At 63.6% G+C, this 15105-nt stretch carries 13 protein-coding genes; 6 read left to right on the top strand and 7 right to left on the bottom strand.

Going from position 1 to position 15105, the window contains the following annotated elements; translation table 11 throughout:
• A partial coding sequence (locus QM659_RS13255; RefSeq protein ID WP_415188760.1) for an ABC1 kinase family protein occupies nucleotides 1-1375 on the bottom strand: 1375 nt, incomplete at its 3' end.
• 90 nt (nucleotides 1376-1465) lie between these two features.
• Nucleotides 1466-2320 carry a LysR family transcriptional regulator gene (locus tag QM659_RS13260; RefSeq protein WP_415188761.1) on the bottom strand — a complete coding sequence of 285 codons (855 nt, stop codon included), beginning with the start codon at nucleotides 2318-2320 and terminating at the stop codon, nucleotides 1466-1468.
• 92 nt (nucleotides 2321-2412) lie between these two features.
• Here QM659_RS13260 and QM659_RS13265 point away from each other — a divergent pair, with 92 nt between their 5' ends.
• On the top strand, nucleotides 2413-2808 hold the full coding sequence (locus QM659_RS13265) for a tautomerase family protein (protein WP_415188762.1): 396 nt from the start codon (nucleotides 2413-2415) through the stop codon (nucleotides 2806-2808).
• A gap of 67 nt (nucleotides 2809-2875) precedes the next feature.
• On the opposite strand, the gene QM659_RS13270 is transcribed toward QM659_RS13265, so the two are convergent.
• Nucleotides 2876-4744, bottom strand: a complete 1869-nt coding sequence (locus QM659_RS13270) for a M3 family oligoendopeptidase (RefSeq protein WP_415188763.1) — start codon at nucleotides 4742-4744, stop codon at nucleotides 2876-2878.
• 456 nt (nucleotides 4745-5200) lie between these two features.
• Between QM659_RS13270 and QM659_RS13275 the strand changes: the two genes are divergently transcribed.
• Nucleotides 5201-6391, top strand: a complete 1191-nt coding sequence (locus QM659_RS13275) for a DUF882 domain-containing protein (protein WP_415188764.1) — start codon at nucleotides 5201-5203, stop codon at nucleotides 6389-6391.
• Between the two features lie 140 nt (nucleotides 6392-6531).
• Here the strand turns inward: QM659_RS13275 and QM659_RS13280 are convergent, their stop codons facing one another.
• On the bottom strand, nucleotides 6532-7080 hold the full coding sequence (locus tag QM659_RS13280) for a sugar O-acetyltransferase (protein ID WP_415188765.1): 549 nt from the start codon (nucleotides 7078-7080) through the stop codon (nucleotides 6532-6534).
• Nucleotides 7043-8767, bottom strand: a complete 1725-nt coding sequence (locus tag QM659_RS13285; protein ID WP_415188766.1) for a thiamine pyrophosphate-binding protein — start codon at nucleotides 8765-8767, stop codon at nucleotides 7043-7045. Before QM659_RS13285 ends, QM659_RS13280 begins: the two co-directional genes overlap by 38 nt.
• A gap of 312 nt (nucleotides 8768-9079) precedes the next feature.
• Here QM659_RS13285 and fsa point away from each other — a divergent pair, with 312 nt between their 5' ends.
• The 4 genes from fsa to QM659_RS13305 all read left to right on the top strand — a co-directional run bounded on the left by fsa (nucleotide 9080) and on the right by QM659_RS13305 (nucleotide 12366).
• Entirely contained in the window at nucleotides 9080-9760 is a 681-nt protein-coding gene (gene fsa / locus QM659_RS13290; RefSeq protein WP_303487562.1) for a fructose-6-phosphate aldolase, read from the top strand.
• The gene (locus QM659_RS13295) at nucleotides 9738-10796 is read left to right on the top strand and encodes a tyrosine recombinase XerC (RefSeq protein WP_415188767.1); all 1059 of its coding nucleotides are present in this window, start codon (nucleotides 9738-9740) and stop codon (nucleotides 10794-10796) included. Before fsa ends, QM659_RS13295 begins: the two co-directional genes overlap by 23 nt.
• A gap of 95 nt (nucleotides 10797-10891) precedes the next feature.
• On the top strand, nucleotides 10892-11779 hold the full coding sequence (locus tag QM659_RS13300) for a ParA family protein (RefSeq protein WP_415188768.1): 888 nt from the start codon (nucleotides 10892-10894) through the stop codon (nucleotides 11777-11779).
• Nucleotides 11776-12366, top strand: coding sequence for a hypothetical protein (locus tag QM659_RS13305; protein WP_415188769.1), 591 nt, complete (start codon nucleotides 11776-11778; stop codon nucleotides 12364-12366). The genes QM659_RS13300 and QM659_RS13305 overlap by 4 nt, the downstream gene beginning before the upstream one ends.
• 99 nt (nucleotides 12367-12465) lie before the next feature.
• Here the strand turns inward: QM659_RS13305 and QM659_RS13310 are convergent, their stop codons facing one another.
• Together QM659_RS13310 and QM659_RS13315 are read right to left on the bottom strand one after the other, a co-directional pair.
• Nucleotides 12466-13215: an outer membrane protein gene (locus QM659_RS13310; RefSeq protein ID WP_415188770.1), complete on the bottom strand. Its 750-nt coding sequence runs from the start codon at nucleotides 13213-13215 to the stop codon at nucleotides 12466-12468.
• 264 nt (nucleotides 13216-13479) lie between these two features.
• Entirely contained in the window at nucleotides 13480-14781 is a 1302-nt protein-coding gene (locus QM659_RS13315; RefSeq protein ID WP_303487570.1) for a dicarboxylate/amino acid:cation symporter, read from the bottom strand.
• Between the last annotated feature and the right edge of the window lie 324 nt (nucleotides 14782-15105).

Genomic DNA, 15105 nt, shown 5'->3' on the forward strand with positions numbered 1-15105 from the left:
CTTCGTCGCGGCGGAAATCCTCGATCACCTCGTTGAACGCGCGATAGAAATTCATCTCGGTCTGAAGGTGGAGGAACACCGCGCCGAGCCCGATCGCGGCGCGGTCCATGAACACGAACTCGCGCGGCACCTTCACCGGCCCCTTCTCGCGAAGCCCCTGATGCACGCGGAACACCTCGCGGCGGCCATATTCGTTCGGCGCGACGCCCTCCGCCACCGAGCGCACGCGGTCGTCGAGCAGCGGCCCGTAGATGAAGCCCGCCCAGATGTTGAGGATGTCGATCAGTTCGTTCGACAACCCCTTGAAGCCCCACGTCTCGTAAGCGTGCACGATCAGCGCGCGGTCGTTCGTGCGCAGCCCGTTGTAAAGGTCGATCACGCCGCCGACGAATTTCGGCTTGAAGGTGCGGATGCAGCCATAGTCGAGCAGGTTGATGCCCGCCGCGCGGCCGTCGCCATCCTCGAAAATCGTGTAGTTGCCGAGATGCGGGTCGCCGTGGATCACCGCGAAATGGCTGAACGGATACCACCACGCGCGGAAAAGCGCGCGCGCGATGGTGTTGCGTTCTTCGAGCGGGCGCGTCTTGTAGTCGAGGAGCTTGCGGCCGTCGAGCCACGTCATGGTAAGAAGCCGCTTCGTCGAGAGGTCCGGTAGAAGCTCAGGCACGCGGATGCGCTCGTCGCCCGCGAACATATGCGCGTAGAGCGCCATGTGCCGCGCTTCGAGCGTGTAGTCGAGTTCCTCGCGGAGCCGCTCGCCGATCTCTCCCACCATTTCGGTCGGGTCGATGGCCGCGTCCATGCGCTTGTAAAGCCCCATCACGATCTGAAGCTGGTTCAGGTCGGCTTCGACGGCGGATTGCATCTCGGGATACTGAAGCTTCACCGCGAGCGGGCGGCCGTCGAGCGCGCGCGCCTTGTGCACTTGCCCGAGCGAGGCGGCGGCGGCGGCCTCGTGGCCGAATTCGGCGAATTTCGCCTGCCAGTCGGGGCCGAGTTCCGCGCTCATGCGGCGGCGGACGAACGGCCAGCCCATCGGCGGTGCCTGGTTCTGAAGCTGCGCGAGTTCGGCGGCGTATTCCGGCGGGATCGCGTCGGGCACGGTGGAAAGCAGCTGCGCCACCTTCATCAGCGGCCCCTTCAGGCCGCCGAGCGCCGCCGCGAGCGATTGCGCGTTCTTCTGCCGGTCCGCGCCGCCTGTGAGATACGCCGCGCCGAGCCTTGCCGCCACGCCGCCGACATTGGCGCCCACGCGCGCGTAACGCTGCACGCGCTGCGTGAGCCGGTTGCCCTCGCGGTCGTCGCCGCCCGGCAGCGTCGTGTCGAGCTTCGGCAGCGTCGCCGCCTCTTTCGATGTCTCGGGCTTGTCCTGCATCGCCTACCCTCATGGATTCTTAAGAGGCAGATAAGGCTGGGAGCCCGAAAAGCCAATGGCGAAAGCGGCCCTGCGTGAGGCGCGGGATCGTCAAACCGATGCGGGCCGCCCTTCCGATGAAAGGGCCGCGACATGTTTCGCGAGCCGCCGGGCCACCCCTTGACTAAATCCGCTCTGCCGCCGCTCCATCACCGAATAGGCGATATCAGGCAACTTCGGCAAACGGCCGTCCGGCAGGGGTGGCAGTTTCAGCCCCACTTCGGTTCGGCAAGTGAGGCCTAGTCCTGCCTGAACCGCCGCGCGAACCCCGTCGAGGCTCGGCGTTGTCAGCGCCATGCGCCACGGCCTCCCCGCAAAGTCGAGAGCATCCTGCGCTGCCTTCAGGAACGGGCAAGGCGGAGTAATCCCGACAAGCGTCACCACATCGTCACGCAACAATCCGGGGTCGCCGAACCAGCGCATCGCAAGCCTTTGGGTGGCGCCACCGCCTACAGGCTCGCCTGCACAAAGCGCCGTGTCGATCCGATCTTCGCTCATAGCTTGCAAAAGTTGGGTCGTGCTGCCGATCACGATCGTGATCGCGCCCGTCAAGCCTTCCTCGTGCAGTTCCGACAGCGTAGGCCTCAACACACTATCCACGAAATCCTGCACGATCCCGATCCTGATGGGAGGGGCCGCCGCCTGTCCGAGATCGGCGCGCGCCGCGTCGATCCTGCCGAGGATGGCGCGAGCATGAGGCAACAACAGCGTCCCCGCGTCGTTGAGTTTCAGCGCGCGCCCGTCGCGGTCGAATAAGGCGCGCCCAACGATGTCCTCAAGGCGCGCCATCTGAAGGCTGAGGGCGGATTCGCTGCGCCCGATGCGCGTCGAAGCACCCGCCAGCGACCCGCATTCGATTACGGCGACGAAGCTTCGCAGCAGGGGCGAGGGAAGATCTGGAATCATGAGGAAACCTCAAGTCAGAGCGCTTAATATCTCCATTATAGTTTAAAAATAATCGAGCGAAGCTAAGGCATCGAAACGAGAGGAGCGAAACGATGCCATTTGCGAGACTGACGATAACCCCAACGCCGTTGCAGGAGAACGCTCAGGCCCTTGCCGCCGAGTTGACCGACCTCATCGCCCACGACCTCGGCAAGCATCGCGATCTTACGTCGGTGCTTGTCGAAACGACCGGTTCGCAGGTTTGGACAATCGGTGCAAGTGAGCGCGCGTCCGCCGCTCATCTGGAAGTCTACGTAACCGCGGGGACCAATTCAGAAGACGAGAAGCGAACATTCATCGCCAATGCCATGGCGCTCCTTCGGCGCGCGTATCCGAATCTTGGAGCGGCGACATATGTTGTCGTGAAGCAACTGCCCGCCACCGACTGGGGCTATGATGGTCGGACGCAGGCGGACCGGGCAAAGGAACGGCCGATGCGCCTCAGGTAAACGAAGCGCGATCAATGCCACTGCCTTACCCCAGGAGCATGGGCAGCATTCACGCTGCCCATGCCTACTAAGAAACTGCCCCCTGATCCTCCAGCGTCTCAAGCTCGGAGATCATGTCCTCGATCACCGACAGGCCCATCGACCAGAAGCCGGGGTCCGTCGCGTCGAGACCGAACGGCGCGAGAAGCTCGGTATGGTGCTTCGTGCCGCCCGCGCGCAGCATGTCGAGGTAGCGGCCCTCGAAGCCTTCCGGCGCGCGCTCGTAGGCCGCGTAAAGCGAGTTCACGAGGCAATCGCCGAACGCGTAGGCGTAGACGTAGAACGGCGAATGCACGAAGTGCGAAACGTAAGTCCAATAGGTGTCGTAGCCTTCGTTCATCAGGATCGCAGGCCCAAGGCTCTCGCTCTGTACCTGAAGCCAGAACGCACCGAGCTGATCGGACGTCAGTTCGCCCTGCCGCCGCGCCTCATGCACGAGCCGCTCGAACTGGTAGAACGCGATCTGGCGCACGACGGTGTTGATCTTGTCCTCCACCTTCTGGGCGAGGAGCGCGCGCTTCTCGCGCGGGTTCTCCGTCTGGTTCAGGAGCGCCTTGAAGGTCAGCATCTCGCCGAACACGCTGGCCGTCTCCGCGAGCGTCAGCGGCGTGTAGGCCATGAGCGCGCCTTGCGCATTCGCCAGCACCTGATGCACGCCATGGCCAAGCTCATGCGCGAGCGTCATCACATCGCGCGGTTTGCCGAGGTAATTCATCATGATGTAGGGATGCGCCGAAGGCACCGTCGGATGCGAGAACGCGCCGGGGGACTTCCCGTCGCGCACCGGCGCATCGATCCAGTTCTTCCTGAAGAAGCCGTCCGCCACCTCGGCCATCTTCGGCGAGAAGCGGCGATAGGCGGCGATCACGGTCGAATGCGCGTCTTTCCAGGCGATGACCGGTTCCGGGTCGCGGCTGATGGGGGCGTTGCGGTCCCAGTAATTCAGCGTATCCACGCCGAGCCACTTCGCCTTGAGCGCATAATAGCGGTGCGACAGGCGCGGATAGCTCGCGCGCACGGCCGCGACGAGCGCGTCAACCACTTCCGGCTCGACGCGGTTCGCGAGATGGCGCGAGGAGGCGACATCCGGGAAGCCACGCCAGCGGTCGGAGATTTCCTTGTCCTTCGCGAGCGTGTTCATGACGAGCGTGAACAGCCGCACGTTCTCCTTCAGCACCTTGCCGATCGACTGCGCTGCGGCAGCGCGGCGCTCGGGGTTGGCGTCCGAGAGAAGGTTCAGCGCGGGTTCGAGCGTCAGCGTCTCGCCGTCCACGTCGAAGCGGAGCGCGGTCAGCGTCTCGTTGAAAAGGCGGCTCCAGGCGGCGGGGCCGGTCATCGCCTTTTCGTGGAACAGCCGCTCGATATCGTCGGCGAGCTGATAGGGACGCTCCTTGCGCAGGTCGGTGAGCCACGGGCGATAATGGCCGAGCTTTTCGTTTGCGAGCGCCTCGTCGATCACCCCGTCGTCGATGCGGTTCAACTCCAGTTCGAAGAACAGAAGCTCCGTGCCGATCACCGTGAGCTTGTCGCGCACATCGCCGAAAAGCTTGGCGCGTGTGGCATCGCCCGTGTCGGTGACGTAATTCAGGTAGGAATAGGAGCCGATGCGGCCCATGAGGTCGGAGAGGCTTTCATAAGCGGCGAGCGCGCCCGCGAGGGCCGCCGGGTCGCGCTGTGCGAGATCGGCGAGTTTGCCTGCGTAGGCCGCCTTGAATTCTCCGGCGCGGGTCTTGGCGGTCTCGATGTCCGATGCCAGCTTCGCCTCATCCGGATAGAGATCGCCGAGGTTCCAGCCGGGGATTTCCTCGGCCTTCTGCGGCGCGACTTCGAGAAATCCGCGATCTGCCTCCAGAGCGCCCACCGGTTGCGTTTCCATCGCCCGCAAAGTCGAAAACATGCGCCGTCCTTTCGTGACCCTTTCCCTTTCCATTTGGCCATTTGAGCGGACGGGTCAACCGTCATCGGCGCTTTCGTCACCGGAAAGAGAGCGTCGCGCCTCCCGCGCCCGGATCGCCTTAAGGGTTTGTTCAGGTTTCCGGTGTGCTAACCGCAAGGGCGTGTTGTTCGGCTTCTTTTCCACATATGTGGAAATTCCTCGCGACACCAATCATTTAGCTTGAGCGATGCGCAAATGTCATAACGAGTTCGCGCCGCGCCTTCTTTTTCTCTCATTTCATTCGTAACGCTTTGTTTACCAAATGGGGCTTATCTACTAAGGCGTGTGCTTTTGCTGACATCAACCCGGCGGCACCGCAGTCGAGTAGAGAACACCAGCGCTCATGGGCGCGAAACAGGGGTTCAACTGGTGAAAGTTGTTGCGTTTGGCGGCGTACGCAGCCTGTTGACGGCTGCGATGGTTTCGTTATGCGTTGCGTTCAGCTTCCTTGCGACGGGAGTTTCTTCCGCCGAGGAACGCACGATCTCGATGTACAACATCCATACGAAGGACACGATCAAGATCACCTTCAAGAAGGATGGGCGCTACATCCCTGAAGCTCTCGACAAGCTCAACTACTTCATGCGCGACTGGCGCCGGAACATGACCATCAAGATGGATCCGCGCCTGATCGATCTCATGTGGGAGTTGCATAACGAACTCGGCTCGAAAGAACCGATCCACCTCATTTGCGGCTATCGCTCATCCGGCACGAACGAGCTTCTGCGCCAGACGCGCGGCGGACAGGCACGCAACAGCCGCCATATCACCGGGCAAGCCGCCGACCTCATGTTCCCCGACGTGCCGCTGAAACAGCTTCGCTATTCGGCGCTGGTGAAGGAGCGCGGCGGCGTCGGATACTACCCCGAATCCGGCCTTCCCTTCGTGCATGTCGACACCGGCAATGTCCGCCACTGGCCGCGCATCACGCGCCCGGAACTCGCGGTGATCTTTCCGGGCGGCCGCTCTCAGCATGTCCCCGCCGACGGGCGTCCGCTGACGCCGCAGGATTCGCGTTTCTATCTCGCGCAATGGAAGGAAAGCGGCAAGGAACTGCCCTGGGTCATCACGCATAAGCGCGCGTCCGGCACCATGCTCGCGAGCCTCGTGCCCACCGATGCGCCGCTGCTTCGCCGCGCAAGTCTTTCGGTGCCTGAAGCAGCCCCGGCCGCTCCTGCGAAGGCGGAGAAGGCCGCGCCGAAAGACGCCGAGCGTCTGCATCCATCGATCATGCGCCTTCCGCAAACGCTCGCGAAGCCTGACAGCCTCGCCCGCGATCCCGAGGAACTGCCGGAGATCGCCGAGGAAGGCGAGGAGCAGGAAGACGACATCGTCTTCGAGCCGCTTCCCTCCGACACTCTTCTGTCCGATAAGTCGCTCGCCTACGACATTCTGAAGGGCGAGACCGCGCAGCCGCCCGTCTTCCAGAACGTGAAGCTTCTCATGACATCGCCGTCTGCGATCACGGGCGAAGATTTCGAGCACGGTCTTCAGATCGAGGCGCTTTACGAAGCACATGTATTCAAGGGCCCCGCGATTCAGGTCGCGCTGCGCAGGAGCGCGGCGAGGCTAGCCGCCGCCAATGCGGGCGTTTCCCAAGCGAGATAAGTACTCGCAGGAAACGCATTGCGGGCGGGGCCGGCTGGAGCAGCTCCGAGAAAAGCGCGAACCGGCTTTCCGTCCGGCATCGAGCTGCAACAGCGCGTCTGTGGCCTCCTTTTAACCGGATGCGTTCCAGCGCCGAATCTTCATCGTGCCCGCGCCGGATTTCCGACGACGGTAGCCCCCTCCGCCACATCGCGTGTGACGACGCTGCCCGCCCCGATCACCGCACCGTCGCCGATGGTAACGCCCGGCAGGACGATCGCGCCCCCTCCGATCCACACATCGCGACCGATCCGCACGGGAAGGCCGCGTTCCAGTCCGCTCGCGCGCGTTGCGGCATCGCGGGGATGGTCGGCGGCGAGAAGCTGAACGTTAGGCCCGATGAGCGTGCGCTCGCCGATCGAGACGCGCGCCACGTCGAGGATGACGCAATTGAAGTTCAAGAACGCCCCCGCACCGAGGCTGATGTTCGTGCCGTAATCGCAGAAGAACGGCGGCCGAATGAACGCGCCTTCGCCGACGAAGGAAAACCTCTCGGCGAGCATTGCATGAAGCTCGGCGGAGCTTGCCGCCATGGCCGCGTTATAGCGTTGCATCCATTGCGCCGCAGCTCGCCGTTCGGCGTCGAGTTCAGAATCTGTGGGGTCATAGAGTTCACCCGCGAGCATCTTTTCCTTCTCGGTCGGCATCAACTTCCCTCTGTCGTAATGCTTTTTGCTGCGCCGTACGGATTTCGGACAGCGTTCGGCCGGGGCTGATCGCGTCGGGATCGATGCGCAATTCGAGGATCGAGGGCAGGCCCGACGCGCGCGCCGTCTCGAAGGCGGCGGGAAAATCTTCCGTGCGCTCGACCACCGCGCCATGACCGCCGAACGCGCGCGCATAAGCGGCAAAGTCGGGATTCCTGAGCGACGTTCCAGACACGCGTCCCGGATAATGCCGCTCCTGATGCATGCGGATGGTCCCATACATGCCGTTGTTCACGACGATGACGATCACGGCCGCGCCATATTGCACGGCGGTGGCGAACTCCTGCCCCGTCATGAGGAAATCGCCGTCGCCCGCAAACGTGACGACCGTGCGGCCCGGATGCACGAGCTTCGCCGCGACGCCCGCGGGCACGCCGTAGCCCATAGAGCCGGAAGTCGGGGCGAGGCCGGTGCCGCACTCGCGGTAAGTATAGAAGCGATGCACCCAGGCGGCAAAGTTGCCCGCGCCGTTCGCGATGACCGCGTTTCCCGGAAGCGTCTCGCGCAAATAGGCCACCACTTCGGCCAGATGGAGGGCGCCCGGCGTCTTCTCCGGCGCGACCCAAGCTTCGTAATCCGCGCGCGCGGCCTCGCGCCACGCGGTCCATGCAGAGCCGTCGAGCGGCTTCATGTCTTCCAGTGCATCCGCGAAAGCATGGGGTCCGGCGTTGATGGCGAGGTCGGCCTGATAGACGCGGCCCAGTTCCTCCGCGCCCGCGTGGATATGGATGAAAGGCTGCTTCGGTTTCGGGATGTCGAACAGCGTGTAGCCTTGGCTCGGCATTTCGCCGAGGCGCGGGCCGAACGCGATGATGAGGTCGCTGTCGGCGATGCGCCGTTTCAGGGCCGGGTTGAGCGAGATGCCGAGATCCCCCACGTAACACGGGCTCGTGTTGTCGAGATAGCTCTGGCGGCGCAGCGATGAGGCCACGGGAAGCCCCGTGCTTTCCGCGAACGCCTTCACCTTGAGCGCGACATCCTTGTCCCATCCTCCGCCGCCGACGATCATCAGCGGGCGCTCACAGGCAGCGAGCCGCTTGCGAAACTCCGTCATTTGCGCGGGGCCCGGCGATGCCTCCACGCGGCTGTAGGGCACGGCGTCGGCCACGGAGGCCCGCTCACGCAGCACATCCTCGGGCACGGCCAGCACGACCGGCCCCGGGCGCCCGCTTGTCGCGGTGGCGAACGCGCGCGCCACATATTCCGGGATGCGAGCCGCCTCCTCGATCTCCGCCACCCACTTCGATACCTCGCCGAACATGCGGCGGTAATCGATCTCCTGAAAAGCCTCGCGGTCGCGCATGGAACGGCCGACCTGCCCTACGATCAGGATCATTGGCGTCGAATCCTGCCGCGCCACGTGAAGCCCGGCACTCGCGTTCGTTGCGCCCGGCCCGCGTGTGACCATGCAGATGCCCGGCTCGCCCGTTAGCTTGCCATAGGCTTCGGCCATCATCGCCGCGCCGCCTTCCTGCCGACACACGATATACGGCATGTCGCGCTCGTGATCGTAAAGCGCGTCCAGCACCGCGAGATAGCTTTCACCGGGCACACCGAAAATCATCCGCGCGCCGTGCAGGCGAAGCTGATCCGCCAGAATTTGTCCGCCGCTCCTCGATGTTTGCGACACGCAACCTCCGATTTCTCGCCGTTGTGTCGTATATTTCGGAGAGTATCGCGCGTTTGCAACATGGCGCCGCTAATGTGGCTAACCGCCTGGAGGCGCGCCGATCGGATATGCATAGAATGTCGATCAAATCAGATGGTATTAAAAGGGGCGATGGTTCCGCCGCCTTCCGGCCCCCGGCTGGAGCCTCAGCCGTCCTTATTCCTTGCCGTCGGGCGTTAAGCGCGGGTAACAAGGCAATTAACAGAATCTAAACCACGAACCGGCTAGGTTGCGCACTTGCCTTAAGCGCGCCTTCGCCAACAGGAGGCATCCATGAAATTCTTCGTCGATACGGCCGATGTAGCCGAAATCCGCGATCTCGCCGAAAAGGGACTGCTCGACGGCGTGACGACGAACCCGTCGCTCATCGCCAAGACGGGCCGCAACTTCCTTGAAACGATCCGCGAAATTTGCGCCATCGTGTCCGGTCCCGTCAGCGCGGAAGTTTCGTCCACCGATGCCGAGACGATGATCGCCGAAGGCCGCAAGCTCGCGCGCATCGCTGAAAATGTCACCGTGAAGGTGCCGCTCACCTGGGACGGCCTCAAGGCGTGCCGCACGCTCGCGAATGAAGGCACGATGGTGAACGTGACGCTGTGCTTCTCGGCCAATCAGGCGCTGCTCGCCGCGAAAGCGGGTGCGAGCTTTGTGTCGCCGTTCGTCGGACGCCTCGACGACATCGGTGAAGACGGCATGGGCCTGATCCGCGACATCCGCCAGATCTACGACAACTACCCGGATTTCGGCACGGAAATCCTTGCCGCGTCGCTTCGCAGTCCGCGCCACGTGACGGACGCGGCGCTTGCGGGCGCGGACGTTTCCACCATTCCGCCCTCGATCATGAAACAGCTCGTCAATCATCCGCTCACCGAGAAGGGTCTGGCGACCTTCGTCTCCGACTGGGCGAAAACGGGCCAGACGATCCTCAACGATGACGACCTGCGGACCGTCTGAGGCGTGTTACGAGGAGCGCTCCGCGCTTCAGCCCTCTCCCGCCGAGGGAGAGGGCGTTTTCGTGCCCGACGATCAGCACCGCGATGACGATTTCGGCCCCGAAACATTCGCGGCGCCCGATGTCCGAGACGCGGTGGCCGGATGGCTCTCATATCTTCGCGATGCGCGCCGTTATGCCGACAACACGCTCGAAGCCTACGAGCGAGACGCGCGACAATTCCTCGCCCATCTCGCCGGGAAGGACGCGAGACCGGTCACGCTCGCGCGGCTGAACGCGCTGACGCCTCACGACTTCCGCGGCTTCCTCGCCGACCGGCGCGACGACGGCGCGCAGAGCCGCTCGCTCTCGCGCACGCTTTCGGCGCTGCGCTCGTTCTTCCGCCTGCTCGAACGCACCGGAGCGCTGCAAAACCGCGCCATCCTCGCCGTCGCCCTGCCGAAGCTGCCGCCGCGCCTGCCGAAGCCCGTCACAGAGGCGAAGGCGAAGGAGGTTGTCGACGAAGCGGCCCTCGACGGTGAGCTTTCCGCGCATCCCTGGACGGGCGCGCGCAATCAGGCGGTGCTTCTTCTCCTGTACGGCTCGGGCCTTCGCATTTCCGAGGCGCTCGCCCTCAACCGCAAGGATGCGCCGCTTGGACCGCGCGACGTCCTTCGCATCAAGGGCAAGGGCGGACGCGAACGCCTCGCGCCGGTGCTTCCCGTCGCGCAGACCGCCATCGCCGACTATATCGAGCAGTGCCCGCATAATCTGGAGCCGCAAGGGCCGCTGTTCGTCGGCGTGAAGGGCGGGCGGCTCAATCCGCGCATCGTGCAGCTTCTGCTCGCGCGATTGCGCACAAACCTCGCCCTGCCCGCGACCGCGACCCCGCACGCGCTGCGGCATTCCTTCGCAACGCACCTCCTGAGCCGCGGCGCGGACCTGCGCGTGATCCAGGAATTGTTGGGGCATTCCAGCCTTTCGACTACCCAGGGTTACACGGCTGTTGACCGCGACCGCCTCTTTCAGGCTTACTCCAAGGCGCACCCGCGGGCCTAAGTTGTGTACACTTGGCTCGCGCGAACCTTAACGACACGTCTCGGCTGATCGAATCGCGTATGCGCGCCGGAGGTGTCTCGTAAAGAGAGGGCGCGATGGGCATCATACTGACGGTCGCCAACCGCAAGGGCGGCGTGGGCAAGTCGACGATCACAACCATGCTCGCGCACGGCTTCGCCGCGACGGGCGAGCAGCGCGTGCTGGTGGTGGATCTCGACACGCAGTGCAATTCTTCGATCATCCTGACCGGCGGCGAGAAATGGGATTGGGCCCGGCGCGACCGTAAGACCATCGCCGATTTCGTCAACGAGCGCTACGACAGGCCGCGTCTTGTGCCGGACGAGTTCATTTTGCACGACGTCGGCGACATCGAAGCGCCGGTTGGGCAGCTTTCGGTTCTTTGCGGCTCGCTCGATCTCGAAGACGTGGAAAATGAACTGCTGCACAACCGCGCGCGCGCCGGGCAAGATCTGCACGCCGCCGAACAGGGCATCATCTCGCGGTTCGGCGCCATGCTCGAGGAGTTCGCCGACGCGTTCGATGTGGTGATCTTCGACTGCCCGCCCGGCCTCTCGTTCTCCGCGCGGGCGGCGCTTCGGATTGCACACAAGGTCATCGTGCCGTTTCGTCCGGACTTCGTGTCGAGCTACGCCATCGACCGGATTTCGACCGTGGTCGAAGAAGGCAACGATCTTCGGACCGTGTTGTCCGTTCCGAAGGAGAAGCGCCGCTATATCGGTCTCGTGAATTTCTGGCGCGATGGCAATTTCCAGCGCCTGCATTACGGCAACGTGGCCGCCGCGCATCCGGTGATGCGCACCGCGATCCCTGAAGACGACGGCATCGCCGAAGCGTTCGAATATCGCGGCGAGCCGCTTTCCCTCGACGAGAAGTACGGTTCGGCAGCGAGCGTCGTGCGCGCGCTCTGCGGCGAAACGGTCGATTCGATTATTCTGCGTTATGAGCGCGAGGCCGCCGCATGACCGAAGTGCAGACGAATGCCCTGATCCTGAAGCTTCGCGTGCTGTTCGATACCATCGCAAAGGAAGCCGAAGCGAACCCGACTTTCGCCCGGAAGGTCGAAGCTTCGCTTCACGGCATTCTCGACCGCGCAGCGGTCGTATCCAACGCGGAAAGCATCGCCCGCCGGTTCGCGCCATCGCGCAGCGCACCGCAGTCGCCGCCGCCGCCGTGGGCACCCCCTGCCCCGTCGTCCTGGAGCCCGCCCGCGCCGCCGTCTCGCGCCACGCCTCCGCGGTCGGCGTGGTCTCCGCCCGCTCAGCCCCCCAGAACCACGCCGGACGGCCCTTCCATGCTCGACGGCGTAACGTTCGACCCCTTGGAATGCCACATCGAGGCGGCGGTCATGGGCGGGCGCGAGCAAGAGGCGCGCGCCTTTCTCGGGCGGCTCGACCGTTCGCAGCTTGAAGAAGTGGTGAAGGCGCAGCGGTTGCCCGGCCAGCGCTCGCTCACGCAGGCCATTCGCGATGCGGAGCAGGCGTCCGCCGTCGACGCCATCGTGGACAGCGCCGCCGAGCGCGTAAAGAGGCGGTTTTCGGCTATCGGGTGAGGCGGTTTCGCTCTCCTTGTCAGGAGCGCGAAGACGCACGCGTGCCAACGAGATGGGCAAACAGCGGCGAGCGCCGCCGTTTGCCTTGCAGGGCGAAGTTTACTTCAAGGGTTCGTAGCTCGAACTGCCGCCGAGGCGATAGTTGAGGCCGATCTTGGCTGTGTGGAACGACGTTTCCGGCCCTTCGATCGTATTGCCGGCGGCGCTGGACAGATCCTCCTTGCCGAAGTCGACATACTGATATTCGCCCTTCAGCGACCAGTTCTGCGAAACCTTGTATTCGATGCCGCCGCCAGCGGTCCAGCCGGTGCGCGTATCGTTGTTGTCGAACAGGACGCCCGCGTAGTCGAGCTTCTGGTTTGCGCCGCCATAGGCGAAGCCGCCCGTACCGAAGAGCAGCGTGTTGCCGAAGGCATAGCCGAGGCGTCCGCGCAACGTTCCGAACCAGTCGGTGCTTTCGCGGCTCGTATAGGCGCTGCTCCCGTCGGAGCCGCTGGATTTACCGTTCAGTCGCCCGGCCTGAATGTCGGTTTCCAGACCGTAGACGAAATTTCCGCTCTGGAAATTGTAGCCGATCTGACCGCCGCCGAACCCGCCATCGACGTCGCCGCGCGCGCCCTTCTCGCCTGAAGGAAGGTTGACCGAATCGTCACCCGCTCCCCAGGCGTAGCCGCCGTTGACGCCGACATAGAAGCCCGCCCAGGTATTGGGCTGAACGACCGGCGGTGGCGGTGCGTATGTGGTGGGTGCTGGCGCGCGATACATGTCGGCGGCGTTGGCGCCAAGCGGTCCTGAGATCGCGGCGCCGATGAGCGCAAGACAGAGAGACCGATAACGAACTGTGTGCATTTCCGAAAATCCCCCTCAGCGGAGCGCGCCCGGAAGGCCGCTCCCTTGATGTCGGATGGTTAAGGGTTGCTGAAAACAACAGCCGAACTTGGGCGATGGCAAGGCACGAGCAAGATTTCGAGACAAAGCGAGGGTTTGCGGGAACCGAAGGCGGAGCCGATGCTGCGAAAACTTTGCAGGAAACACAGAGGCATAGCTGCCGCCGCCCGCCAGTGTGCGCCTCGCATGGCGGGCGGCCTGTCTGCCACCCGCCCGCGCATGACGTTACGCACCTGATCCGTGCGGCGTGGCAGTCGGCTCCACCGGAGCGCCGTGACGGTCGAGGGCGGCGTGAAGCTTCTCCATGTCGAGCTGTCCTTCCCATCGCGCGACGACGAGCGTCGCCACCGCGTTGCCGATGAAATTCGTCAACGCGCGGCATTCGGACATGAACCGATCGATACCGAGGAGCAGCGCCACACCGGCCACCGGTATCTCCGGCACGGCCTGCAAGGTGGCCGCAAGCGTGATGAAGCCGCCGCCCGTTACCGCCGCGGCCCCTTTCGAGGTGAGCATCGCAACGCCGAGGATCAGAAGCTCGTGGGACAGCGTGATATGCGTGTTCGTCGCCTGCGCGATGAAAAGCGTCGCGAGCGTCATGTAGATGTTGGTGCCGTCGAGGTTGAACGAATAGCCGGTCGGCACGACAAGCGAGACCACAGGCCGCCCCGCGCCCGCCGCCTCAAGCTTCTTCATAAGGAGCGGCAGAGCGCTTTCCGACGACGACGTGCCGAGCACGATCAAGAGTTCCTCGCGGATGTAGCGCAACAGCTTGAAGATGTTGAAGCCGACGAGCTTCGCGATGATCCCGAGCACGATCGACACGAACAGGAAGGCCGTGAGGTAGAACGTGAAGATCAGGAAAAGTAGATTGCCGATCGACTTGACGCCATAGGCGCCGACCGTGAAGGCCATGGCGCCGAATGCGCCGATGGGCGCGAACCGCATGATGATACCGACCATGCGGAAGACGACCTTTTCACCGTAGCGCACCGCTTCCAGAACCGGTTCGCCTTCCTTGCCGAGCGCGCTGATCGCGAGGCCGGTCAGGATCGCCACGAACAGCACCTGAAGGATCTCGCCGCTCGTCAGCGCGCTGAAGACGGTTTCGGGGATGATGTGGATGATGAAATCCACCATCGAGGTGTGCGCGGCGTTGCTGGTGATCTTTGAAACGGCATTCGTGTCGAGAGTGGCGGGGTCGATATTGAAGCCCGCCCCCGGCTGGAGGGTACGCGCCACGATAAGGCCCACGACGAGCGCGAAGGTGGACACCACCTCGAAATAGATCAGCGCCTTGCCGCCGACGCGGCCGACGCGCTTGACATCGCCCATGGCCGCGATGCCGACCACCACGGTGCAGAAGATTACCGGCGCGATGATCATCTTGACGAGTTTGATGAATCCCTCGCCGAAAGGCTTCATCGCAGCGCCGAGATTGGGGAAGAAGTAACCAAGCAAAATGCCGATGGCGACGGCGATCAGAACCTGGACGTAGAGTATCTTGTAGAAAGGTTTCTTCTGCATTGGTTTCCGACCGCGCGAACACTCGCCCGGAAATCTCGTTTCCAGACGGTTTTGTGCCGGGCGGCTCCCGCGAAATCTGTTCGATTGCGCCGTCTTCTAACGACGCGCTACCCCGATCCCATTCAGGCGAATGGCGCGGCACCCCATACACCTATGGGCGGCGACTTAACAGCGATAAAAATGCGAATGTCGCATCTCGTTTAGTCAGCTTTTTCTTCGCGGATAAACTTAAGCCACCGAAAACGAGCGAAACAGGGTTTGGCGGTCACCATCCATGACTAAACCGCAATGGCGCATCGACTCAAACGCAATGCCCGTGGGAAC

Source organism: Rhodomicrobium sp. (assembly GCF_047605405.1).
Classification (GTDB): Bacteria; Pseudomonadota; Alphaproteobacteria; order Rhizobiales; family Rhodomicrobiaceae; genus Rhodomicrobium; species Rhodomicrobium lacus.

What these genes read in the sequence shown, in the direction of transcription:
- QM659_RS13265 (WP_415188762.1), top strand. Translation starts at nt 2,413, where the DNA reads ATGCCATTTGCGAGACTGACGATAACCCCAACGCCGTTGCAGGAGAAC.
- QM659_RS13295 (WP_415188767.1), top strand. Translation starts at nt 9,738, where the DNA reads ATGACGACCTGCGGACCGTCTGAGGCGTGTTACGAGGAGCGCTCCGCG.
- QM659_RS13315 (WP_303487570.1), bottom strand. Translation starts at nt 14,781, where the DNA reads ATGCAGAAGAAACCTTTCTACAAGATACTCTACGTCCAGGTTCTGATC.
- QM659_RS13260 (WP_415188761.1), bottom strand. Translation starts at nt 2,320, where the DNA reads ATGATTCCAGATCTTCCCTCGCCCCTGCTGCGAAGCTTCGTCGCCGTA.
- QM659_RS13275 (WP_415188764.1), top strand. Translation starts at nt 5,201, where the DNA reads ATGGTTTCGTTATGCGTTGCGTTCAGCTTCCTTGCGACGGGAGTTTCT.
- QM659_RS13305 (WP_415188769.1), top strand. Translation starts at nt 11,776, where the DNA reads ATGACCGAAGTGCAGACGAATGCCCTGATCCTGAAGCTTCGCGTGCTG.
- QM659_RS13300 (WP_415188768.1), top strand. Translation starts at nt 10,892, where the DNA reads ATGGGCATCATACTGACGGTCGCCAACCGCAAGGGCGGCGTGGGCAAG.
- QM659_RS13310 (WP_415188770.1), bottom strand. Translation starts at nt 13,215, where the DNA reads ATGCACACAGTTCGTTATCGGTCTCTCTGTCTTGCGCTCATCGGCGCC.
- QM659_RS13270 (WP_415188763.1), bottom strand. Translation starts at nt 4,744, where the DNA reads ATGTTTTCGACTTTGCGGGCGATGGAAACGCAACCGGTGGGCGCTCTG.
- fsa (WP_303487562.1), top strand. Translation starts at nt 9,080, where the DNA reads ATGAAATTCTTCGTCGATACGGCCGATGTAGCCGAAATCCGCGATCTC.